Here is a 23,393-nt window from a genome sequence, read left to right on the forward strand (position 1 = left end):
AGCCCTAGAACTCCCGGCAGTCGCCGGGCGCCTCGAGCGCGCCGAAGCTGTAGGGGCGCGCCTGCTTCACCAGCAGCCGGCGCTGCGGGCCGATCAGCTTCCATTCGATCTGCATCGCATACAGACGGTTCTCCCCGCCCGGGTCCACCAGCGGCCGGTAGTGCGCGTGCACGGCCTCGAGCACGCAGCCGAGCCGCTGGATCTCGGGGAACGACAGCACCTCGCGCCCGCGCGACAGGCTCGAGCGCGCGTGGTAGTCCGCCTTGATCGTGCGGGGCGGCGGCGTGTACACGATCTCGTCGCTGGTCACGCCGGGCGCCGGGTTGGTGACCGACGCTTCCCCGATCTGCGCGTTGATGTAGTACTGGCTGTCGCGGATCGCGTCGAGCGCGTTGCGGCTGATGGCCACGCCCTGCGCGCGCTCCGATTGCCAGGCCTGGTGCACCAGCACCGCCATGGCCGCCCGCGCCTGCTCGACGTGACCGAACTCGCGCTCGTCGTAAGCGCGCGTGTTCCAGAGGCTCGACCACACCGTGCGCAGCGCGTCCTCGATCGAGCTCGACGTCGCGTCGAGCTCGCCGCTGGTCGACGTGTGCAGGCCCGCGCCGTTGAAGGTGGCCAGATCCTCGGTGTTGCTGCTGCTGCGCAGGCGCACGCGCTCGCCGCCGAACCGCTCCTGGATGGCCCTCGTGATCTCCCCCAGGATCTCGGGGCCCACCGGGTGCGCCATCATCCGCGCGCGCACCGCTGCCAGCCCCTCGGCGTGCGCGTGCGGATCGGCGCGGAACTCGGGATCTTGCTCGAGCTCGGCCAGGAGAGCCGCCGCGCCGCTCGCCTGGAAATGATCCATGTAGTGCGAGAACGGGACCGCGAACGCCGCCGGCGGCACGAACAGCGGCATCAGATCGGGCGGGCAATACTGCCCCACGGTGTTCACCCGGTACAGCTCGGCCATGCCTGCTGCCTTGGATCCGATGCTGTCGCTCTGCGCATACGCGGCGGCGTCGAGCGAGACGATCCCGCGCACGGAGAGGTCGAGCGCCGGCGCCAGCCGCTCGCCGGTGGGCTTGCGCGCCTCCCAGTAAGCGTCCGCCTCCTGCGCGGTGGCCTCGCGGATGTCGAAGTCGGACGCGCGCACCTCGAGCCGCACCAGCTTGCCGAACAGGCCCTTCAGGCGCTCGTTGTCGCGCGCGCCCCGCAAGGCCATGTTCGGCGTCCCCCGGCCGCGCGCGAGCACGTTCACGTGCGCCAGCGGCGTCTGGAAGGCCTCGGTGATGAGGCCGCCCATGAACGCCGTCTCGTTCGGCACGTCGTCCGTCACCACGATCACGTTCGGTCCTAGCTCGGCCGTCTCCAGGTCGCGCGCAGGGACGAACATCAGCGTGCCGAAGCCCTCGGCCGGGTTGAGCGGCTGGTACGTGAGCCCCTTGTACGGCGCGTTCGGCCCGACCATCGGCGCGGTCCCCTCGATCGCGCGCAGCTCGGCGATCTGGCGCGCCGCGGTGGGCCGGATCGACCACGCCTGCGGGTCGGGCACCGCCCGCATCGCCGCGAAGAACGCGCGCCGCATCTGCGCGCCGATGATCTGGTCGCCGGGAGAGAACTCGACCGTCTTCGTGCCGTTGGTGTGCTCCACCAGCGTGCCGAGGAGATACCGGCGGCCCTCGACGCGGAAGTACTCGGACTGGCTGAACAGCCCCCAGCCGACGTCGAACTCCGCGTCTTGCTCGGGGTCGCAACGATCGAGGTGCGGCTGCCTCTCTATCTGCTCGCGGATGAAGGTGTAGTGGAGCGCCCACTCGCGCGTCCCCAGCAGGTGCACTGTGTCGTTCGCCGCCATGTCGACGACGAACTTGACGCCGGCCTCGCCGACCTCGGTGCCCCCCTTGGCCAGCTCGGCGAAGTCGCCGGCCGTCTCCAGCCGGCGCGCGCGTCCGCCCGGGAGCGCGCGCCCGGCCAGCTGGACGCAACCGTCGTTCGCGGTGTCGGGGCTCGGCGCCTCGCAGAAGCGCGGCGCCCCGGTGGCGTCGGGCACGCGCGAGAGCGAGGCGCCTTCGGGCCATGCCATGAAGTCGACGCGATCGCTCGGCGCCGGCTGGCCTGCTTGCCACAGCGTCGCCACGCCCTCGAAATGCGGCGAGGCCTCGAGATCGGCCGTGTCGCCCGCGCTCACCGGGACGCTCACGCGCTCTCCGGGCGCGAGCGTGGCGGACGGCTCCGGCCACGCGAGCAGCGCGCCCGTGTCTGCGGCGGGCAGCGCCTCTCCCGGAGAGAGCGCCGAGAGCCGCAGCGCGAAGCCGTCGAGCTTCACGGCCTGGTCGCTCGCGTTCAGCACCTCGACGAACCCTGCCGGTCGCAGGGCGAGCTCGGAGATGACCAGCGGCCCGGCGACGGCCGGGAAGGTCTCGGGCCACGGGAAGGGCGTGAATCGGATGCCGTCGTCGAGGTTCGGCGGCTCCGGCGGATCGCACGTGTCGCCGTTCTGGCGCTCGGGCGTGGCGTAGCGGCAGATCGACGGCTCGCCCGTGCCGTCGGGCAGGCGCGCGTAGCTCTCGGAGCGCGGCAGCTCCGGCACATCGATCCTGTCGGCGAGCTCGCACGACGCCGACCAGAGCAGCACGCGCGCGCCCGAGTTCGAGAGCTTGAACGGCAGGTGCAGCGGGCCCTGCTCGGGCGTGTCGTCTGCCCAGAGCAGCACCGTCCTCCCCGGTCCGAGCGTCAGGCTCGGCAGCCGCGTCGCCTCGCCGGCCTTCTCACCCACGTGGTACTGCCCGAGATCGAGCGGGCGATCTCCCATGTTGATCAGCTCGATGAAGTCATCCGTCTCGCCGATCTCATCGACCCAGGCGCCGTCGTTGCCCGTCATCACCTCGTTGATGCGAAGGTCGCCGCGCGCCGCGGGCGCGCCGTCCGCTGGAACCGGGAACGCGCACCCGGTGGTCGGCGGGGGCGGGTTGTTGTTCGGGCCATCCGAGCAGCCGGCGCTGATGGCGAGCGACAGCAGGCCAACCCCCACGCGCGCCTGGAGCGATCGATGCGTAGGGAGAGCGCGGGATGAAGTCGTCGTCATGCCGGCTTCGTCAGCATGCCGCATGCCACCCCTGACGGTGCGTGGCGCAGCGAAGAAACATCAATAAATTCGAATGCTTGCATGCGTGGCGTTGTGCGGCGCGCGTGCGCCGAGCTGTGCCAGCTCCCGCGCCGTCCTCGTCAGGGGCGCGCGCAGCGAGGTGCGCCCACGACTCCGATGCTCCGATCTCGCGACACGCGCGCCCTCCGTCGCGGGGCAGCGCGGAAGGAGCTCCGCCGCCAGAGCCTCACATCGTCCTTCTCGCCCCTGCGAGCTCGCCCGCCTCGCCGCCCGAGGCCCTGAGCCGCGACGCATCCATCGCCGGGGGCGCGCCGAAGAGCCGCCGGTACTCGCGGCTGAACTGCGATGGGCTGTCGTAGCCCACGCGAAAGCCAGCCTGGGCCGCCTCGACGCCCTCGGCGACCATCAGGCGGCGCGCCTCCTGGAGCCGGAGCTGCGCCCGGTACTGGAGCGGGCTCATCATCGTCGCCGACTTGAAGTGGGCGTGCAGCGAGGACTCGCTCATCCCTGCGTGGGAGGCGAGCGTCTCGATCGTGAACGGCTCGGCATAGTGGGCCTTGATCCAGCTGATCACGCGGGACACGCGCGCCAGACCACCGCCGCTCCTGGCGATGTGCCGCATCATCTCCCCCGCCGGGCCGGTCACCAGCCGGTACAGGATCTCTCGCTCGACGAGGGGGCCCAGCGCGGCGATGTCCTCGGGGGCGTCGAGCAGCGCCACGAGCCGCGTGCAGGCGTCCACGAGCGCCGGCGTCACCTCGTGGATGCCGAGGCCCGCCGGGGGAGGGGCAGCGCGGTCCAGGGGAAATCGCTCCAGCACGAGCTCCCCGAGCACGCCCATGTCGAGGTGGAGCTGGAGGCAGAGATAGGGCGCTCTCACGCTCGCTTCGATCACGGATCCCACCACCGGGAGGTCCACGGAGACCACGAGGTACCTGGCCGCGTCGTAGTCGTAGAGGCGACCCCCCAGGACTGCCTGCTTGCGCCCTTGCGTCACCAGGCACAGCGACGGTGTGTACAGGGCCGGCATCGGCATCGTCGGGCGGGACGAGCGGATGAGCGTCACCCGGGGGAGCTTGCAAGCGTGCATCCCGTCAGCGGCCGTGTGGCGCGCGATGAGCGCCGAGAGCTCCTCCAGCCTTGCCATACCGTTCTGTCTCACCGGTGTCGCCACGGGACAAGGGCGATCTGACCCCTCGTGGAGGATCGTGCAAGCATCTCGGCGATCCATTCTACCGGTATCCCCCGCTCGTCCACCATGCTGACGGGGAAGCGGGCCGGCGTGGGAATCGTCGGCTCACCCTGGGCGCGCCCGAGGGGGCGCACACGCTCATCGAACCATCGGAGTCTTTGCCATGACCATCTCCAACGCGCTCGATCACTATCGCCTGCTGGGCCGGTCCGGCCTGCGCGTGTCGCGCCTCTCGCTCGGCACCATGACGTTCGGCTCCGACTGGGGCTGGGGCGCCGACGACGCCGAGGCGCGGCGGATCTTCGATACCTACGTCGACCGCGGCGGCAACTTCGTCGACACAGCGGTCAACTACACCAACGGCGCCGCCGAGCGGATCCTGGGCGGGCTCCTCAAGGGCAGGCGCGAGCGGATCGTCGTCGCGACCAAGTTCACCATGGCGCGCGATCCCGGCGATCCGAACTCCGGCGGCAACCACCGGATGAACATGGTCCGCTCGGTCGAGGCGAGCCTCAGGCAGCTCGACACCGACAGGATCGAGCTCTTCTATCTCCACGGCTGGGACTTCACCACCACGCCCGACGAGGTGATGCGCGGCCTTGACGACCTGGTTCGCGCGGGGAAGGTGCTCTATGTCGGCATCTGCAACACGCCCGCGTGGCGGGTCGCGCAGATGCAGACGCTCGCCGATCTGCGCGGCTGGTCGCCGTTCGTGGCGCTCCAGATCGAGTACAGCCTGGTCGAGCGAACGGTGGAGCACGAGCTCATCCCGATGGCGGAGGCGCTCGGCCTCGGCGTCCTGCCGTGGTCGCCGCTCGGCGGCGGCATCCTGACCGGCAAGTACAGCCGGGCGGATCTGTCGCAGGCGAGCGAGGCCAGCGTCTCGGCCTCGCGGAAAGGGGTCATCGCCTCGTCTGGCAACATGACGGAGCACGCGCTGAACATCGTCGAGGTGGTCCGCGCGGTCGCCGAGGAGACCGGAGGCACCCCCTCGCAGGTTGCCCTGGCCTGGACGCTTCTGAACCCCGCCGTCGTCGCGCCGATCATGGGCGCACGCACGCTGGCCCAGGCCGAGGAGAACCTCGGCGCCCTGGCGCTGACGCTCACCGAGGACCAGCGGGCACGGCTGGACGAGGCCAGCGCGCCGAGCCCGATCTTCCCGAGCAGGTTCATGGGGCGCCCCATGGCCCAGCAGCTCATCTTCGGCGGCGCCCAGGTGGAGCGATGCCGCTGACGCGCGCGCGCTCACGCGGCGCGCCAGGCCGCTTCGAGGCGGCCTGGCGTCGGCCCGCGGCGGTGGCCCTCGCGGCCGCCGTCTATGCGGGGTTCCCGCGCGCCGTGAAGGGGCTCGCGGTGCTCGAGAAGGGGCTCGCGGAGCGGGGCGGCGAGCCCGGCCCGCGGTGACGACCCCGCGGGCGGCGCTGATCCAAGCGCGTCAGTCCGGGGCCACGGACCTTCGGCCGCGCCGCCGGAGCCCGAGGGACGCCGCGAGCAACGCTGTCAGCACAAGGGCATTCCCGGACGGCGCGCGGCTCGACGCGCGACAGGCACAACCGGCCTCGTCGCCCGATTCTCCGTCGGAGGTCCCCCCCGACGACGCCTGCGCGGAGGACATGGGGCCTGGGGGAGCCCCACCCGTACCGACCGTGGCCCCTCCGCCGGATCCGGCGACCGTGGCCCCACCGCCGCTGCCGCCGACACCGCTGCTCGTGCTTGCAGCCGTGCTGCCCCCGCCGGCTCCCTCGCCGCCGACGGGCGAGAACTGCCAGGAGTTCACGTTGAAGAGGTACGAATCGCCGCCGGTGAAGACCAGGTACAGGTCGTGCACGCCGGTGGCGCCGTCGACCGCACACGACGTATCGGCCCACGTCTGCCAGTCGCCCGTCGCCGCGACCGCGCAGGTCCCCACGAGCGTGCCGTCGGGTGTCTCCAGGTGGAGCTCGATGCTGCCCCCCTGCCCGGCGCTCGCGATGCGCGCGCTGAAGCTCTCCGCCCCTTCGCCGAAGTCGACCCCGCGGAGACGCACCCAGTCTCCGTCCTCGATGTTGGAGAGGTTCATCCCCCCCTCCTCGCAGGGCTCGGTCTCGATGCCGCGTTGCGCGTTGAAGGTCTCGGCTTCGACGCGCACGTAGGGGTCGAGGTTCTTGACCTGCTTGAGCCCGTCGGTCGTGTAGGTCACTGGCACGATCGACCCGTCCTCCTTGTAGGTGAACGACTCGATCCCGAGGTTCCGGCGATAGCCCGGGGGCTCGCCGGCGTCGTTGGCGACGGAGCGATTGTGGTAGGCGTGGTACCAGGAGCCGCCGAACTCGAAGATTGCCGCGTGGTTGTTGTTGTTGTTGTTCTTCGGCGGCTGGGGCCCCACCGTGCCGCGGTGGGTGAAGCCGGAGGTGGGGCTCGAGCTCGTGAGGTAGTCGATCCGCATGCCGTTCGCGGGGTTCGTCGAGTACGACAGATAGTAAACGCCGTTCCGCTTGTGCATCCAGGATGCCTCGAAGAAGTACGGGACCGTGATCGCGGAGGCCGAGCCCGAGACGCTCACCATGTCGTTGTTCAGCTTGATGACGCGCGCGTTCTGCTCGCCGTTGCCGCCGAAGTAGAGGTACGCCTGGCCGTCGTCATCGATGAAGACCCCCGGATCGAAGAGCCAGATGTTCTGGCCCGAGGCGCCGGGGGTGCTCGAGGTGATCAGGGCGCTGCCCTTCGCGTCTCTGAACGGTCCGGTCGGGCTGTCGCTCTTGGCGACGCCGATGCCTGATCCGTTGTTGGCGAAGTACATGTAGATGTTGCCGTTGCGCTCCACGAGCGAGGGGGCCCACGTGTTGGCCGCCCAGGAGGCGTCGCGGGGCACGCGGATCACTTCCCCGTGGTCGGTCCAGTTCTTCATGTCGCTGCTCGAGATGGCCACGAACGAGGCCATCTTGTAGCCGTCGTCCGAGCCGTCCGCCTTGACGTTGTCGTCGTCGTTCGAGCCGTAGAGATAGACGCGCCCGTCGTGCACGAGCGAGGCCGGGTCGGCGAGGTAGCGGTGCGAGGCGACGGGGTAATCGGCCAGCGCCGAAGGGCTCGCGAGGAGCCCGGCCAGGAGGAGCGCGCCCCGGCAACAGGCCGTCGGCGTCAATTTTCGTGAGGAACGCATAGTCACCTGATCGGTTGGGGGCCGGAGCAGTTGAACACGGCCGCTCGGGCGGCTTGCGATGCGCCTCCCGCGTGGCTCAGACGACTTCCGGACGAGCCGATGGGGTCCGGAGCGAAGCAAAAGGATACGGGGTAGTATTGTGAACGTTCACAATTTGGGTGTCAACTTCAATCGATCGGCCCGCGGATATCCTTGAGCCGGAGAAAGAAGCAGGGCCTCTGCGAGCGCACGATGAGCGCGGGGCGCCGCTCGGCCAGCGAGGCGGATGATCGTGTGAGCGTTCACATATTTGAGCGGGGCCGCGACGCCGGCGCGGGTGGAGACGAGGGTCACCCGAGGCCGAGCTCGCGCACGCGGCGGAGCAGCGCGCGCTCCGAGACCTCGAGCCGCTCGGCCATGCGCGCGACGTCGCCGCCGCACTCGCCGTGGCTGCGCGCGATCTCCTCCGGCGTGAGGTCGCCGGCGGTCCGGAACCGGGGGTGACGCTCGATCAGCAGGTACATCGACGCCCTCGACACGCCGAGCCGCTCGGCGGCCGCCGCGAGATCGAAGCGGCTCGCGCGCAGCGCATCGCCGAGCTCCTGCTCGGTCACGTCGGCGGGGCGGCGCCGGCCCGAGCGGGCCGCCGCCGTCGCCGCGCGCGCCTCGAGCAGGGGCGGCGGGGGCGGCTCCGCGGGCGCCTCGACCGGCGGCGCGGCCGCGTGAGGGGGCGGCGCGGCCGCGTGAGGGGGCGGCGCGGTCGCGTGAGGGGGCGGCGCGCCGGGGATCACCGGCGCGCCCGCCGCGGCGTGCGGCGGCGGAGGCACGCCCGCAGCCGCGGGCGACGGGGGAGGGGAGAGCGGCGTCACCGCGCGCGCGAGCAGCCGCTCGACAGCGGGCGTGATCTCGGCCCGGTCGCGGCCGCGGTTGCCCACCACGAGCTGGCGCACGACGTTGCGGAGCTGGCGCACGTTGCCGGGCCAGTCGTACGCCGCCAGGCGGGCCACCACGGACGCGGGCAGCCACGCCCTGCCGCCGCCCTCCGGCGGCGCGAGCCGCCGCTCCTCGCCCACCTCCGCGAGCTCCTCGCGGAGGAAGCGCGCGAAGAGCCGGCCGAAATCGTCGCGGCGCTCGCGCAGCGGCGGGATCCAGATCTCGTAGGCGCTCAGGCGATTGAGCAGCGGCGCGCGGAAGGCGCCCGACGACACCTTCGCCTCGAGATCCGCGTCGGTCGCGGCGACGACGCGCACGTCGGCCTTGCGGATCTCCTGCGCGCCGACCGGCTGCACCTCGCCCGTCTCGAGCGCCCGCAGCAGCGCGACCTGGAGCTCGACCGGCGCCTCGCCGATCTCGTCGAGGAAGAGCGTGCCGCCGCGCGCCTGCTCGAAGTAGCCGGGCTGGCGCTTCACCGATCCCGTGAAGGCGCCCCGCTCCGCGCCGAACAGCTCGGCCACGGCGAGCGACGGGGAGATCGCGCCCAGGTTGACCGCCACGAACGGCCGATCGCGCCGCCGGCTGGAGCGATGCAGCGCCCTCGCCACGAGCTCCTTGCCGCTGCCGGTCTCGCCCCGCAGCAGCACCGGCAGCTCCAGATCCGCGACGCTGCGGATCTCCCAGAGCATCCGCCGGACACCGTCGCTCTCGCCGGTGATCTCCCGCGGCTCGCCCGCGTCCGCGCCCGTCGAAGGGCCGAGGACGCGCTGGAGCGACGCGACGAGGTGGAGCAGCAGCACGACGCGCCGGCCGAGCTCCAGGACGACCCCCTGCTGGAGCTCGGTCGCGGAGAACGAGCGCGCGCCGCTCAGGCGCTCGCCCTGGAGGCTGACCGCCGTGCTGCTGTCGCCGAGGTCCAGCCGGAGCCCTCCGCCCGGGCCGGGCGAGAGGCGCAGCGGCCGCCGGCTCAGGTGCTCGTCGCCGAGCGGCGCGCCCGGCGCCCCGCCCGGCGGCGCGAAGTCGGGCGCCTCGCGCGACAGGAGGACCTCGCCGTCCTCGACGAGGCGCGAGAGCACGGCGCGATCGCCGATCCGTTCGAGGCGCGGGTGGTAGAGGACCGTGAGCGCCGCGACCTCGTCGCCCGATCGGCTGAGCGAGGTGTCCCTCCCCTCGAGGGTCGCGCGCGCGACGTCCGCCGCGCTCGACGAGGACGGCGGATGCCCATCGCGTTGCGAGCTCCCGCGCGCCATGCGCCGCGATCGTATGCCGCGCGGCGAGGGCGGCGCAAGGCGACGCGCCGGCGCCGGTGGCGCGCGCGTTGCTTTCGGTTGGTTGCGGTTGGTCGAGGACCACGGACACGCGCGACGGGCGCGGCGCGCATTCCGTCGACAGCCGTCGCCGCGCGACAGCGGGCGGCGGCGCGGTCGGTTCATGCGTCGTCCGCCGCCCTGATGCGGTACACGAACAAGGAGAGAGACATGATCACGTCGGGACAGCTGAAGATCGGCGCGGTGGAGATCGTCGCTCGGGCGACGGGCAAGCAGCTCGGCTTCGCCTACACGGTGCCGGTCAACGGAGGGCAGCAGCAGCGCTGGCTGCTCCACGGCGATCCGCAGAACGCCTTCGACATCAAGCCGCCTCCGGCCGCGATGGCCTCCTTGTCGCTCGCCCAGTGGCAAGCCCAGGTGCCGGCGCTCTGGAAGCCCGGCTCGATCTACGTCTGGGCGCACGCGAGCGTGTACCGCCACGGCGAGGTCCACGACGGCGTGTCGTGGACCAAGATCCCGCCGGCGTCGCAGCTGCCGAAGGCGAAGTTCTTCGGCGGCAACGAGGACGACTTCCAGCTCGATCCGACGGGGGCGAGGGTGATCGACGTGATCCAGGGGGCGTTCCGCGGGCTCGCGTTCTCGATCGGCGGCGTGCGCGATCCGGGAAGCGTCGAGTACTGGTCGTTGCCCGCGGACATGCTCCCCGGCGGGAGTGGCACGCCGCTCGGGATCGCCGTGGGGACCAAGGAGGCGGCGTCGCTCCAGCAGTTCGTCGACGTCGTTAACGGCGCCTGGGGACCGGGCAGCGCCTTCATGATCACGGGCTGCACCAACTACCGTGGGGATCGGGCGCCGGCCGCCCCCTGAGCCGCGCGGCGGGGCGCCTCGCGAGGGCGGCTGCCCGGAGCCGCCGTCCGCGGGGTCGACCGCCGACGTCACGGCGCCGGCCGACGCGGGTGCGTCCACGGCGCCGGCCGACGCGGGTGCGTCCACGGCGCCGGCCGACGCGGGGGCGCCCGGGCGGGCCGCGCCGGCCGCGCTCGATGCGCGGCGGTTCGGACACCGGTCGACCGCGCGCGCCTCGGAGCCGGCGCAGGCGCCGGAGGAGACCGGCTGCGAGGCGCAGCCCGGGCGGCTCGTCGCCGATCGCTACCGGCTTGTCGGGCGGCTCGGCGCGGGCGCGCACGGCGAGGTCTGGGCCGCCGAGGACACCGTGGTCGGCGGCGAGGTGGCGCTGAAATGGATGCGCGCCGCGGGCGGCGCGGGCCTCGCGCGCGTCCGGCGCGAGATCACGACGCTGCGCATGCTCCGCGTGCCCGGCGTGGTCCGGCTGCTCGACGACGGCATCGAGGACGGCCGGCCGTTCCTGGTGATGGAGCGCGTGGAGGGGCGCCCCTTCCCCGGCTGCACGGCGCGGCGCGACGGCGCCCTGCGGCGCTTCGCGTGGGAGGCGATCGCCGGCGCGACGCTCGCCCTGCTGGAGGTGCTGGCGCGCGTCCACGCGGCGGGGATCGTCCACCGCGACCTCAAGCCCGAGAACATCCTCGTGGGCGCGGACGCGCGCCCGACCGTGCTCGACTTCGGCGTCTCGCGCTGGGGCGACCCCGGCGGCGACCGGCTGACCCGGGCCGGCCAGATCCTCGGCACGCCGCTCTACCTCGCGCCCGAGCAGATCCTCGGCCGCGCCGTCGACGCGCGCACCGACCTCTACGCCGTCGGCGTGATGCTCCACGAGGCGCTCGTCGGGCGCGCGCCGCACGAGGCGGAGGATGTCCAGGCGCTCCTGCGCGCCCGGCTCGCGACGCCGGCGCCGCCCGCGCGCGAGCTCGACCCCGAGCTGCCCGACGCCGTGGCGCAGGTCATCGACCGGCTGCTCGCGACGCGCAGCGAGGACCGCTTCCGGTCGGCGGTCGAGGTGCTCGCGGCGCTCCGCGGCGAGCCCGCGGCCAGCCGCGCCGCGCCGTCGCTGCCGCGGCTCGGCGGCGACGGGCCCGTGGCGGCCGTGATCGCGGCCGCGCGCGCCGGGCGCTCCCTCGACGTGGTCGGCGCGGCCGGCTCGGGGCGCTCGCGCTGCCTCGCCGAGGCGGCCGCGGCGCTCGAGCGGCAGGGGCGGACGGTGCTGTGGACGAGGCCGGCGCGGACGCCGCTCGCCAGCCTGCAGCCGTTCGTGAGCGCGCGGGAGGACCAGGCGGGGCTGCGGCTCGCCGAGGTGATCGCCTGGGCCGAGGGGCAGCTCCGCGCCGTGCTCGCAGGGGGCGCCGTCGTGCTCGCGGACGACGCGCCCTCGATCGATCCCTGGTCCGCCGCCATCCTCGACCGCTGCCGCGCGGGCCGGGGGACCGTCGTCCGGGCGCTCCCGGCGGCGCCCGAGGGCGCGGGTCCCGAGGACGTCGCGCGCCTCGATCCGCTCGAGATGGCGGCGCTGCTCCCGCTCTTCGCGGGCCCGGACCGGCTGCTGCACCTGCGCGAGGACGGCGCGCGCGCGCTGTGGGAGCGGACCGAGGGGCTGCCGGCGCGCGTCGACGCGGAGGTGACGCTGTGGACGCGGCTCGGCCTGGCCCGCTGGGACGGCGGCAAGCTCGCGGTCGATCGCGACGCGCTCGACCGGCTGGGGACGGACCTCGTGGGCGCGGCGCCCGCGAGCGCGTCGCCCCCGGCGCACCTCGGGGAGCCCCACCTGGAGGAGCTCTGCGGCTGGCTCGCGCTCGCGGGCCACCACCTGGAGCTCGCGCAGCTCGCGCGGGTGATGGGGCAGCCGCTCTGGCGCGTGGAGGGGGCGTGCGAGGCGCTCCTCGCGCGCGGGGCGGCGCGGCGCCTGCACGGCGGGCGCGTGGCGCTGCGCGGGCAGCTGGACGTCGCGTGGGCGCCGGCGCGCCGCACCGCGGCCCACCGCGCCGTGGCCGAGGCGCTCGCGCCCGCGCAGGAGGGGCGCCTCTTCCACCTGCTCGCGGCGGACGAGGCGCGGGAGGGCGCGCGCGAGGCGGCGGCGCTCGCGCGGCGCCGCGCCGCCGAGGGGCACCTCGGGGCTGCGGTGGGGGCGCTCGCCGAAGGGCTGCGGGCGGCGCGCCAGCACGGCCCGCAGCCGCTCCTCGAGGAGGAGGTCGAGCTGCTCGGGGCGTGGGTGGAGGTGGCGTTCGCGGAGGGGACGCCGCACGCGCTGGATCGCGCGCTGTACGAGCTGACGCGCGCCCGGGCGCCGCGCGCGGCGGTCGCGCGCCTCGACGCGCTGGTGCGGGGGGGCATCGCGGCGCGCGGCGCGAGCGCGTTCCGGGCGCTGGAGCTCGCGGACGGCATCCAGGCGCTCGATCCCCCCGCGCTCGAGCGCTGGCGGCAGCGGGTGCGGATCGTCGCGGCCGCCGCGCGCGCGGCGCCGTCGCTGCTGGAGGAGGTGATCGACGACATCCAGGCGTGGGCGTCGCGGGCGAGCGAGCCGCTCTCGCGGCTCTGCCTCGCCGAGGGCAGGGCGCGCCTGCGGTACCTGCAGGGCAGGTTCGACGAGGCGGCGGCGCTCCACGCCGAGGCGGCGGCGCTGGATCCGTGGCTGACGGGCCGCATCGCGGCCACGCTGAACTCCGCCGCGGCGCTGCTCGAGGCGTTCCGCCACCGCGAGGCGGAGGCGCGGGCGGAGGCCGCGCGCGATCTCGCGTCCCGCTGCCGGCACGCGGCGTTCGAGGCGCGCGCCGAGTGGCTGGTCCGCGCGGCGCGCCACCGGCGGGGCGAGGCGGGCGCGCCGGACCTGGAGCTCTGCGAGGCCGTGGGCCGGCTGGGCGTCGACGAGGTGGAGGCGCTCGTGTGCCTGAACGAGGCCGCCGTCGCGTTCTCGGCCGGGTCCGCCCGCGTCGCCGCGGAGCTCTCGCAGCGGTCGGCGCGCGCGTGGCGGGAGCTGGATCGGCCGTGGGGCGCGCTGCTCGCGCGGTGCCTCGCGCTCGCCAGCGGGGCGGCGCCGGGCGACGGCGAGGCGCGCGCGCTGGCGGAGCGGGCGCTCCAGTGCCCGGTGCCGGGGATCGGCCTCCAGGCGCTGGGGCTCCTCGGGCGGACGTCCGCGGAGGCCCGCGCGCTCCTGCGCGACCAGGTGGATCGGCTCGCGGCGGGGATCCCGCGCGAGCGCTGGTCGCAGCGGATGGACGTGCTGTCGGTCGAGGAAGCGATCCGAGGCGCGAGCGAGCACGGCGCCGGCTGAGCGAGGGAGTTCCACGCCACACGCCCGCGGAGGGCAACCCGCGGGCCGCGCGCCGCGGGGTGCGCCCTCGTCGGCACGGGGCCTGTCGCGCCGGCGTGCTGGCGCGTCAGCCGGCCGTTGATGCATCAGCCTGCGTCAGCCTGCGGCTGACGCGCCGGCGCGCTGGCGCGTCAGCCGGCCGTTGATGCGTCAGCCTGCGGCTGACGCGCCAGCCCGACGACCGGGGAGCCGACCCAGGTTGAGGTCGTCGCTCGGGGACGCGGCGATCGACACGCGAGCATCGGAGCGGCGGAGCCTCGGCCGCCGCCGCGAGCCGGGGAATCCCGGGTGAGGTCCCGTCGCCAGCAAACGCGCCGAGCGATTCACGGGTCCGGCGGGACTGGCATGTTGCTCGCTATGTGACCCGCCGCCGGCAGCGAATCGCGACGGCAGAGGAACACAAGACCATGCTGATGAGCAACGACGAGAGGATGGGGGAGGTCGTGGTGAACAGGCAGCAGCGCAGCGTCGTGAGGCAGCGAGCGAAGAGCGAAAGAGCGCAGCGGCTCGCCGCGGTGACGGCAGGGCTGCTGCTCGCGGCCTGCGGGGGAGGCGAGCGCGGCAAGGTCGGCGCGGAGGGCTCCGTCGAGAGCGCCGAGCAGGAGATCGTGGTCAAGGCGAGGCCGGATACCAGCCTCGCGACGCTGAGGCTGAGCGCCACCCACAAGGTCGAGTTCGTCGAGACCGACGACGGCGCGCGCGAGGTGCACGAGGAGCTGCACGCGGACCTCGACAGCGCGAATCGCAAGCTCGCCGACTACGATGCTCCGGACGTCACGATGGAGGGGCTGTATCGCTACCTGGCCCCGGAGCAGGCCGTGCCGGCCGCGCTCGTCGACGCCGATGCGCGCGCCGCCGCGCGCGTCCCCACGTCCGACGACCTGCCGCCGCCCGCGGGCGACGACGCGATCTCGTTCGACGGCGACGGCCCGCTGCCGCCGGCCGGCGAGGCCGAGTCGGCCGTGGCCAGCGAGGCCGATATCCTCTGGGACTGGGAAGGCGACAAGCAGTGGTTCTTCAACAACTACTGCAACGACGGCGACGAGCGCTACTGCGCCGCGAACGCCGGCTGGGTCCACGTGACGAAGAAGCGCTGGACGAACTGGTGGAAGGCCGCCGGCTTCAACCAGGCGTTCGACGCGTGGTCCGACGCCCGCTTCATCGTCGAGCGCAGCCGGCCGTGCGGCTTCCTCAACCTGGAGACGTGCTGGGACCGCAAGGTCGACACGTGGATCGACAACCGCAAGATCCGCACCTATTTCGGCGAGGGCGGCAAGTACCGCCGCGCGACCATCGACGGCGCCGGCGCCAATCACCGCGTCGGCCTCGCCGTGCGCTGGAAGCCGCGCACCAGCGGCGGCGCGCCGACGCCTCCGCCGACCACCTGCGGCGGCCACAACCAGTTCGCGTGCTCGAGCGGCCAGCGCTGCCAGTCCGGCCTCGTCGAGTACAACTACGGTTGCTACGGCTGCGGCGTCGTCGGCCTGCCGTGCTGCAAGGACTGGTCGTCGCCGATCCCCACGCCGGGCGGCGTGACCGGGAGCTGCATCCAGGGCTACTGCGGCTATCCCGGCGGCTACTGCCAGTAGCGCCGAGGCGTCGTCGCGCCGCTTCCGGTGCGCCCGGCCGCGCCCTATCCTCGGGCGCACCGCAGCACGGCAGGGAGGGCTCGCATGACCGGTGCAACCCAGCGCGTCGACGGCATGCCCCCGGCGCCCCGCGACGTGGTCCTCGAGCTCGCGCGGGCGGCCCACGCCGCCCGTCCCTTCGCGTTCTCCCTGCGGGCGGAGGCGTACCTGCGCCGCCTCGACACGGGCGCCGCCAGGGACGCGCAGTTCCCCTGGAGCGACGAGGTGCTGCGTCACCTCGCCGCCCTCCACGAGGCGGACCAGCCCGATCCGACCGTGGCCGCCTGGCTCGGCGAGGTGCTCCGCGCGTTCCTCGACCCGCTCGGCTGGGACCACGACGAGGCCGAGATCGAGCGCGCGCTCGCGGCCGGCCAGCCGGTGCACCTCACGCTGCGCCTCGGCGCCGCCGAGCTGCACGCGCTGCCCTGGGAGCTCGTCCCGCTCCGGTCCACGGGCCGGCCGCTCGGCAGCCTGCCCGGCTGCCTGATCCGCTACGAGTGGCCCGCCACCACCACGGCCGCGCCCGCGCCCGATCCCCCGCCCGAGGGCGGCCGCGTCCTCTTCGCCTGGTCCGCGCCCGGCGACGAGGTGCCCGCCGCGGCCCACCTCGCCGCGATCCGCGACGCCTGCCGCGCCGGCCACCACCCCTTCGACGAGGCCCGCGACGTGCTGCCCCACGCGTCGCTCACGCGCCTCCAGGCGGCCCTGCGCGCGCGCCCGGTCGCGGTGCTCCACCTGCTCTGCCACGGCGCCCGCGTCGCCGCGGCCGCCGAGGCGTACGGGCTCGCGCTCGACGGCGAGGGCGGCGCGGGCGCCGACGTGATCGACGCCCGCGCCCTCGCCGACGCGCTCGCCGAGCACGCGGGCGCGCTGCGGCTCGTGGTGCTCTGCGTCTGCCGCAGCGGCGACCCCGGCGCGCTCGGCAACCGCCTCGGCAGCGTCGCGCAGGAGCTGCACCGGGCCGGCGTCCCCGCGGTCGTCGCCTCGCGCTACCCGCTGTCGTTCGAGGCGTCCGTCGCGCTCGCCGAGCCGCTCTACCGCGGGCTCCTCGCCGAGGGCGCGTCGCTCGAGCAGGCGTTCCTGACAGCGCGCGCGGCGCTGCGGGACCGCCGGCTCGGCTGGGCGTCGCTCCAGCTCTTCGCCCGCGCCGCCGACGGGCCGGACCACCGGCCGATCGTCGCCCGGCCCTACCGCGGCCTGCTCGCGTTCCACGCGCAGCACGCGCGCTACTTCTGCGGCCGCGACCGCGAGGTCGCGGAGGCGCTCGCCGACCTCCTGTCGCACGTCGACGCGCCCGAGCCGGGGAGACACAGGTTCCTGATCGTCACCGGCGCGTCGGGCACGGGCAAGTCGTCGCTGGTGCTCGCCGGCGTCGTCCCCGCGCTCCTGTCGCGCGGCGCGCGCGATCGCCCGTGGAGCGTCGCCGTGATGCGCCCGGCGGCGGACTGGGGCGCGGCGCTCTCCGCCGCGCTCGCGCGGCGGCCCGAGGGCGCGCCGCTGCTCCTCGTGGTGGACCAGATCGAGGAGCTCTTCACGAGCGTCGCCGACCGGCGCGCGCGGGAGGCGTTCGCCCGCGAGCTCTGGCGGCTCTCCGGCGAGCCCGGCGGCGGCGTGGCGGTGATCGTCACGCTGCGCGTCGACTTCCTGGCCCGCTGCGCGGAGATCGCGCTGGACGACCGCGGCCTCACCCTCGAGGACGTCGCGTACGACGAGGCCCACCGGGTCTTCGTCCGCGCGATGAAGGCCGACGCCCTCCGGCAGATCATCGCGCGGCCGGCGGCGCTGGCGGGGCTCGCGCTCGAGGAGGGCCTGGTCGAGCAGATGCTCCGGGACGCGGGCGCCGAGCCCGGCGCGCTGCCGCTGCTCGAGTACGCGCTCGACCAGATGTGGCAGCGGCGCCGCGGGGGCGCGCTCACCTGGGACGCGTACCACGCGCTCGGCGGCGCCTTCGGCGCGCTGGAGCGGCAGGCGGACGCGCTGCTCGCGCGGTTCGACGACGTCCGGCGGTGCGCGGCCCGCCGCCTGCTCGTGCAGCTCGTCACGGCCGACGACGGCGGCGCCCTCGACCGGCGCCGGCGCGCGCCCCTCGGCAAGCTGCGGCGCGGCCCGCCGGCCGAGGCGGCGGTGTTCGACGAGGTGCTGGAGGCGCTGGCGCGCGAGCGGCTCGTCGTGCTGAGCGAGGGCGACGAAGGGCGGGCGCCCAGCGTCGAGGTCGCCCACGAGCAGCTCCTCCGCGCCTGGGGCCGGCTGCGGGCCTGGGTGAGCGAGGACCGGACGATGCTCGCGGAGCTCCAGCAGATCGACCGCTGGGTGGAGGAGGCCGCCGGGTTCCCCGACCTCGTGCTCGAGGGCGACCGGCTCGGCCACGCGCGCGAGCTCGTGAAGCGGTACCCCGACGACCTCGGCGGCGCCGCGCGCGAGCTCATCGCGCGGAGCGAGGCGCTCGCCGAGCGGCGGGCGCGCGAGGCCGAGGCGCAGCGGCAGCGCGAGGAGCGCTACGCGCGCCTCGCGCGGCTCGGGGCGATCGCGGGGCTCTCGGCCGCAGCGGCGATCGGGGTGCTCGCGGTGCTCATGCTCGTCCAGCGGCGCGCGGCGGAGGCGGCCGCCGGGCGCGCGCGCGTCGCCTCGCTCCTCGCGGGCGCCCGGGAGCACATCGCGCGCGGCCAGGGCGCGCCGGCGAGCCGGCTGCTGCTCGAGGTAGAGCGTCCCGACGAGGTCCGGGGCTGGGCCGAGGTCGCGCGCGAGGCGCTGGCCTCGCCGATGCCGCTCGTGACGCTGTGGCCGCCGGAGGGCGCCCCCGCCGCGCTCGACGTGGCGGCGGCCTTCAGCCCCGACGGCCAGCGGCTGCTCGTGCGCCGCGGCGGCGCCGCGCACGTCGTCCGGGCCGACGGCGGCGGCGCGCCCGCGCCCCTCGGCGGGGGCGCGATCACCTGCGCCGCGTGGAGCCCCGACGGCGGCCGGCTCGCCGCCGGGTCGCTGGACGGGGCGGTGCGCGTGTGGCGCGACGGCGGCGCGGGCGAGCCGCTCGCGCTGAAGGGGCACACGAAGCGGGTCCGCGCCGCCGCGTGGAGCCCCGACGGCCGCCGGCTCGCCACCGCGGCGGACGACCTGACGGTGCGCGTGTGGGCCGCCGACGGCGCCGGCGAGCCCGCGGTGCTCGCCTTCAAGGCCGACGCGGCGCTCGGCGTCGACCAGATCGACAACGTCGCGTGGAGCCCGGACGGCCGCCGGATCGTCGCCGTGTCCCACGACGGCGCGGCCGACGTGTGGGGCGACGGCGGCGCCGGCGAGCCGCTCGTCCTCAAGCTGAGGGGCGCCCCCGGGCACGAGCCCGCGCTCCAGTCGTCTGCGCTCGCCCCGGATGGCCGCGGCCTCCTCACCACGGCCCGCGACCGGACCGCGCGGATCTGGAGCCTCGACGCCGCCGCGGCGCCGCTCGTGCTCGAGGGGCACGCGGGGAGCGTCGCCGCGGGGGTCTTCAGCCCCGACGGCCGGCGCGTCGCGTACGCGCTGTGGGACGGCACCGTCGAGGTGCGGCGCGCCGACGGCGCGGGGGAGCCGCTCGTGCTCAAGGGGCACGGCCGCGAGATCGGCGCCGTCGCGTGGAGCCCCGATGGCCAGCGCCTCGTCACCGCGTCCCAGGACGGGACCGCGCGCGTGTGGCGCGACGGCGGTGCGGGCGAGCCGCTCGTGCTCCGGGGGCACGACGCTCCGGTGGTCTCCGCCGCGTGGAGCCCCGACGGGCGGCGGATCGTCACCGCGTCGCGCGACGGGGCCGTGCGGCTCTGGAGCCCCGAGCACGCGGACGATCCGACCGTCTTCAGCGAGTACAGGAGCCCGCTCGTGACGTCGGCGTCGTTCAGCCCGGATGGCCAGCGCCTCGTCGCGGTGTCCGCGGGGATCGCGCGGGTCTTCCGCGCCGACGGCGCCGGCGCGCCCGTCTCGATCGAGGGCGGCGGGATCACCGCCGCGGCGTGGAGCCCGGACGGCCAGCGCCTCGTCACCGCGTCGAGCGACGGGATCGCGCGGGTGTGGCGCGCGGACGGCGCCGGGGAGGCGGTCGCGCTCCGGGGGCACGCGGGGCGCGTCGCCTCGGCCGCGTTCAGCCCTGACGGCGGCCGCGTGGTGACGGCGTCCGACGACGGGCTCGTGCGGGTCTTCCGCGCGGACGGCGCCGGGGAGCCGATCCAGCTCAACCGGGGCGCGCTCCCGGGCCTGACCGCGGCCGCGTGGAGCCCCGACGGCCGCCGCGTCGTCACGGCGTCGTCCGGGGCCGAGGCGCGTCTCTTTCGCGCCGACGGCCCCGGCGAGCCCCTCGCTGTCCTCGGGGAGGGCGCCGCGAGCGCCGCGCCGCCCGCCTTCAGCCCGGATGGCCAGCGCCTCGTCACCGCGTCGGGCTGGACCGCGCGGGTGTGGCGCGCGGACGGCGCCGGCGAGCCGGTGGTCCTCGAGGGGCACGGGCTGGCCGTGACGGCGGTCGCGTGGGACCCCGACGGCAGCCGCGTCGTCACGGCGTCCGAGGACGGCGCCGCGCGGGTGTGGCGCGCGGACGGCGCCGGCGAGCCGGTCGTGCTCGAGGGGCACACCGATCGCCTCACCTCGGCGGCGTGGAGCCCGGACGGCGAGCGCATCGTCACCGCGTCGCACGACGGCACCGTGCGCGTCTGGCGGGGCATCTCGGTGCCCGTCCTGCAGGAGCGCTTGCGGGCGGCGACGTCCGACTGCCTCCCTCCGGCGCTGCGCAGGGCGTACCTCGACGAGCCCCTCGCGGAGGCCCGGCGGCGCCACGCCGCGTGCGAGCGCGCCCAGGGCCGCCCGCCTCCCCCGCCCGTCGCGAGCCCCTGAGCTGCGGTCAGTCGAGCTTCGCCACCGCGGCGCGCCCTGCCTCGACGAACACCTCGACCCATCGCCGCAGCTCCGCCTCGCTCACGCCGTGGCGCGCGGCGATCGCGCGCGCGTCCTCGGCGCCTCGCAGCGCCGCGAGCGCCGCCTCGGCCCTGCGCGCGGGGTCGCGCGCGGCGGCGAAGCCGCGCCGCGCGTCCGGGGCCGGCTCCGGCGTGAAGCCGAGCGCCGCGGCGGGCGACGCCTCGCCCGGGCGGGGCCCGCGCGGCGCCATGCCGGGCGGGCGCTCGGCGAGCGGCAGCCGCGCCGCCGGGTCGCCGAGGAGCACGTAGGCGCAGAGATCCTGCCGCTGCATCCACAGGCTCGCCCGCCGCGCGCGCCGGGGCTCGTCCTCGGCCTCGGTGTCGACAGCGAGCCCGAGCCGCGCGCTCTCGTCGTAGAGCGTGGCGAGCTCGGTGCTGATCGTCCGGAAGAAGCTGGCGAGCTGGTGGTGGGCCACGCCGAGCCGGTGGCCGTTCACGAGCGCCCGGAGCAGGCCCTGGAAGCGCTCGGGGCGCCCGCTGGCGCCGCCGCCCTCGGCGCGGGCCCCGCCCGGGGTGTCGGCGAGGAAGCTCCACGTCCACGCGAGGTCCACGTGCCCGATGACGCCGAGCGGGCCGTCGGGGTTCGCGAGCGCGGCCTGCGGCAGCGCGGCGGCGAAGGGCGGCTCGCCCGCCTTCGGCAGCGCCCTGAGGACGCGCTCCGCGGCGTTCGACCGGCCGAGCCGGTGGAGCCTGTCGAGCCACGGGTAGTACGCGCTCTCTGCGGGCGTGCCGGCGCCGAAGCACGCGAAGAAGAGCCAGGCGCCGCCGGGCAGGAAGGGGCGGCCCGCGACGTCGCTCGCCGTGAGGAGCTCCCCGGACTCGCCGAGCACCATCGCCCCCTGGCGGGCGCGCTGCTCTGCGGGCGAGCTCCAGCCCGCCCGCGGCGCGCCGGCCCCGTGGCTCAGCGAGAACAGGACGCCGGCGCGGCTCCGCTCGGCCTCGCGCAGCGCCGCGCCGGCGCGCGCGAGCGCGTCGCCGCCGGCGCCGGGCTGGTCGTCGCCGCCGATCTCGACGATCTCGGCCGCGCGGAACAGGCCGCGCAGCGCGTGCTTGCGGGCGGTCTCCACGCTGGGCCGCATCAGGTGGTCGCCGCCGAGGGAGGTCGCGCGCGAGCCGTCGCGCACCGCGTGGAACAGCGCCCGCGCGCCCTCGACGGGCGGCGCTCGCTCCCAGCGGAGCACCTTGTCGACATAGGCCTCGTAGCCGCGGTCGTCCTCGAAGGCGAGGCGGCCGACGAACGAGTCGGCGCCGAGGAGCTGCTGGAGCTCCCACGACACGAGCTCGGGCCCGCCGAGCACGAGCGCGTAGCGCGGGAGGTCCTCGACGCGGCGGCCGACGGCGTCCCAGTACTCGCCCTGGATCCACGAGGTCACGGCGCCGGGGCCCATGCCGGGATCGACGCGGTAGATGACGGCCTCGGCGCGCTGCTCCTCCTCGCGCCTGGCCCGGAGCGGCGCGACGCACCGGAGCAGCCGATCCCCGATCGGGCCCTTCGGCGCGACGATGCCCCAGCGCTGCTCCGGCAGCGCGTCCGGCGGCCCCTCGGGGCGCGCGAGGCGCTTGCTCCCGCGCAGCGTGAGGGCCGGCTCGGGGGCCTCCTCGGCGGCGCGCTGCGGCAGGCCATCGTCGAGGACGGGCGCGTGGTCGTCGGCGTGGGCGAGGAAGAGGTGGAGATCCATGGGGAGCTCGTCGGGTGACGCGGCGCGCCCGCGGGCGGGAGCGCGGCGCTGCCGGCTCGCGCCAGCGTAGCAGCCCACGGGCCATCCCTGGTTTCATGAGAGATGGAACCACAGAGGCACAGAGGGCACAGAGGGGAGAAGAAGACGAGAGGCTGTGTGTCCTCCGGGGGGGGGGCGTGGCGGAGGAGGGGAGGCGAGGCCAAGGAATCCCCTTGTTCGAAGCCCTTTTCAGCAGAGAGATTGAACAGGGAGGCGGGGAGGCGGGGAGTATTTGAAGATTGTTCTCCCCGCCTCCCTGTGAATTCTCCAAAGAATTCGAGGGGATGCCTCAGGAGGCGAGGCGGGAAGGGGGCGCTATCCCGCCTGGCAGACGTAGAAGCGCTTGCTGTCGCAATAGTCGCCGTCGCACTGGGCGCCGGCCATGAAGTAACCACTGCCGAACGAGAGGGTTCCGCCGCCCTCCTCGGACACCCATCCGGTCCAGTAGCAGTTGGTCTGGGAGAAGTTGCTGATCTGGGAGCACTGGAGGGAGATGTCGTTGCAGTAGTCGCCTCGGCACGTGATCCCGGTGACCCAGTAGCCGTAGTTGCAGTACCGGAAGTCGGTCCCCTCCTCGGAGAAGTAATCCGTCGCGTACGTGTGACCGATGTTCCCGCCCGCGGGCTCGCAGTAAGCGCGGATGTTGTCGCAGTAGTCCCCCTTGCACTGGACAGCGGCCAGGAGGCTCCCGCTGTCGCAGAGGATCGGCGCGAACTCTTCCGACGTGTAGTGGGTCCATCCCCAGAAGAGTGCCTGTTCGGTGGACCCGATGTCGGCCTCGTCGCCGGGCGTCTCGGCGTCAGAGCCTTCTGCGGAGGCCACACAACCGCCGAGCGCGAGCGCGCCGGCGAGCATCAGAGACACAGACGAGAAGCGTGACCAGTTGACGGTGGAAATGCGCATGATGTTTCGTCCTTTGGATGGATGAGGCATCGACGTTCGAGCGTGCGCCGTCCGGTCGAGGACCGGCGCGGCGCCCGGTCTCGATGCAGAGGGGCGCCGGCGATCGGCTCACGTGGCGCCGACGATCGAGGCCGAGCATCGGGCTCACGTCGGTGCTTGCCCCGGCTTCAGCAACGGGCGGGCCAGCCGCTGGGCTCGGCGTGGCAGCGCGGTGATGGTCGGTCTTCCATCCAGGAGCGCGCCGATCCGGAGGTCTGGCGCGTCGCTGGCGCGCCAGCGATGCGCCTGGTCCCGCGCTGACGCGTCAGCGTGGGTCGCTGGTCCATCTCCTGCTCGACCTCTACGCGCCCGAGGCCGCGGCGCTCCGCGACAGGATGCTCGACGGCTCGAGCGACGCG

The 23,393-nt window shown here is 75.0% G+C and carries 12 protein-coding genes; 6 read left to right on the forward strand and 6 right to left on the reverse strand.

All coding sequences use genetic code 11. The features are described from left to right. Positions 1 to 4 precede the first annotated feature (4 nt). Both WME96_RS44405 and WME96_RS44410 read right to left on the reverse strand, forming a co-directional pair. Positions 5 to 3,070, reverse strand: coding sequence for a PEP/pyruvate-binding domain-containing protein (locus WME96_RS44405; protein WP_437287587.1), 3,066 nt, complete (start codon positions 3,068 to 3,070; stop codon positions 5 to 7). A gap of 247 nt (positions 3,071 to 3,317) precedes the next feature. Beyond that, positions 3,318 to 4,238, reverse strand: a complete 921-nt coding sequence (locus WME96_RS44410; protein WP_437287588.1) for an AraC family transcriptional regulator — start codon at positions 4,236 to 4,238, stop codon at positions 3,318 to 3,320. Positions 4,239 to 4,446: 208 nt separating this feature from the next. Between WME96_RS44410 and WME96_RS44415 the strand changes: the two genes are divergently transcribed. Continuing rightward, entirely contained in the window at positions 4,447 to 5,517 is a 1,071-nt protein-coding gene (locus WME96_RS44415) for an aldo/keto reductase (protein ID WP_437287589.1), read from the forward strand. Then, entirely contained in the window at positions 5,508 to 5,687 is a 180-nt protein-coding gene (locus tag WME96_RS44420) for a hypothetical protein (RefSeq protein WP_437287590.1), read from the forward strand. Before WME96_RS44415 ends, WME96_RS44420 begins: the two co-directional genes overlap by 10 nt. A gap of 31 nt (positions 5,688 to 5,718) precedes the next feature. On the opposite strand, the gene WME96_RS44425 is transcribed toward WME96_RS44420, so the two are convergent. Next, positions 5,719 to 7,422: a glycoside hydrolase family 43 protein gene (locus WME96_RS44425; protein WP_437287591.1), complete on the reverse strand. Its 1,704-nt coding sequence runs from the start codon at positions 7,420 to 7,422 to the stop codon at positions 5,719 to 5,721. Between the two features lie 329 nt (positions 7,423 to 7,751). After that, positions 7,752 to 9,584 (reverse strand): sigma 54-interacting transcriptional regulator, encoded by a 1,833-nt coding sequence (locus WME96_RS44430; protein WP_437287592.1) that lies wholly within the window; start codon positions 9,582 to 9,584, stop codon positions 7,752 to 7,754. A 228-nt stretch (positions 9,585 to 9,812) separates the two neighbouring features. Here WME96_RS44430 and WME96_RS44435 point away from each other — a divergent pair, with 228 nt between their 5' ends. From WME96_RS44435 to WME96_RS44450, 4 genes are all read left to right on the forward strand, one after another. Then, positions 9,813 to 10,469: a hypothetical protein gene (locus tag WME96_RS44435; RefSeq protein WP_437287593.1), complete on the forward strand. Its 657-nt coding sequence runs from the start codon at positions 9,813 to 9,815 to the stop codon at positions 10,467 to 10,469. Continuing rightward, positions 10,441 to 13,782, forward strand: a complete 3,342-nt coding sequence (locus tag WME96_RS44440) for a protein kinase domain-containing protein (RefSeq protein ID WP_437287594.1) — start codon at positions 10,441 to 10,443, stop codon at positions 13,780 to 13,782. The genes WME96_RS44435 and WME96_RS44440 overlap by 29 nt, the downstream gene beginning before the upstream one ends. A 452-nt stretch (positions 13,783 to 14,234) precedes the next feature. After that, on the forward strand, positions 14,235 to 15,410 hold the full coding sequence (locus WME96_RS44445; protein ID WP_437287595.1) for a hypothetical protein: 1,176 nt from the start codon (positions 14,235 to 14,237) through the stop codon (positions 15,408 to 15,410). 84 nt (positions 15,411 to 15,494) lie between these two features. Beyond that, entirely contained in the window at positions 15,495 to 20,294 is a 4,800-nt protein-coding gene (locus WME96_RS44450; protein ID WP_437287596.1) for an nSTAND1 domain-containing NTPase, read from the forward strand. A 7-nt stretch (positions 20,295 to 20,301) separates the two neighbouring features. Here WME96_RS44450 and WME96_RS44455 read toward each other — a convergent pair whose 3' ends face one another. Together WME96_RS44455 and WME96_RS44460 are read right to left on the reverse strand one after the other, a co-directional pair. Beyond that, entirely contained in the window at positions 20,302 to 22,053 is a 1,752-nt protein-coding gene (locus tag WME96_RS44455) for a hypothetical protein (RefSeq protein ID WP_437287597.1), read from the reverse strand. A gap of 354 nt (positions 22,054 to 22,407) precedes the next feature. Beyond that, positions 22,408 to 22,995, reverse strand: coding sequence for a hypothetical protein (locus tag WME96_RS44460; protein WP_437287598.1), 588 nt, complete (start codon positions 22,993 to 22,995; stop codon positions 22,408 to 22,410). Positions 22,996 to 23,393: the final 398 nt, after the last annotated feature.

This window comes from Sorangium sp. So ce406 (genome assembly GCF_051474675.1).
GTDB lineage: Bacteria > Myxococcota_A > Polyangia > Polyangiales > Polyangiaceae > Sorangium > Sorangium cellulosum_G.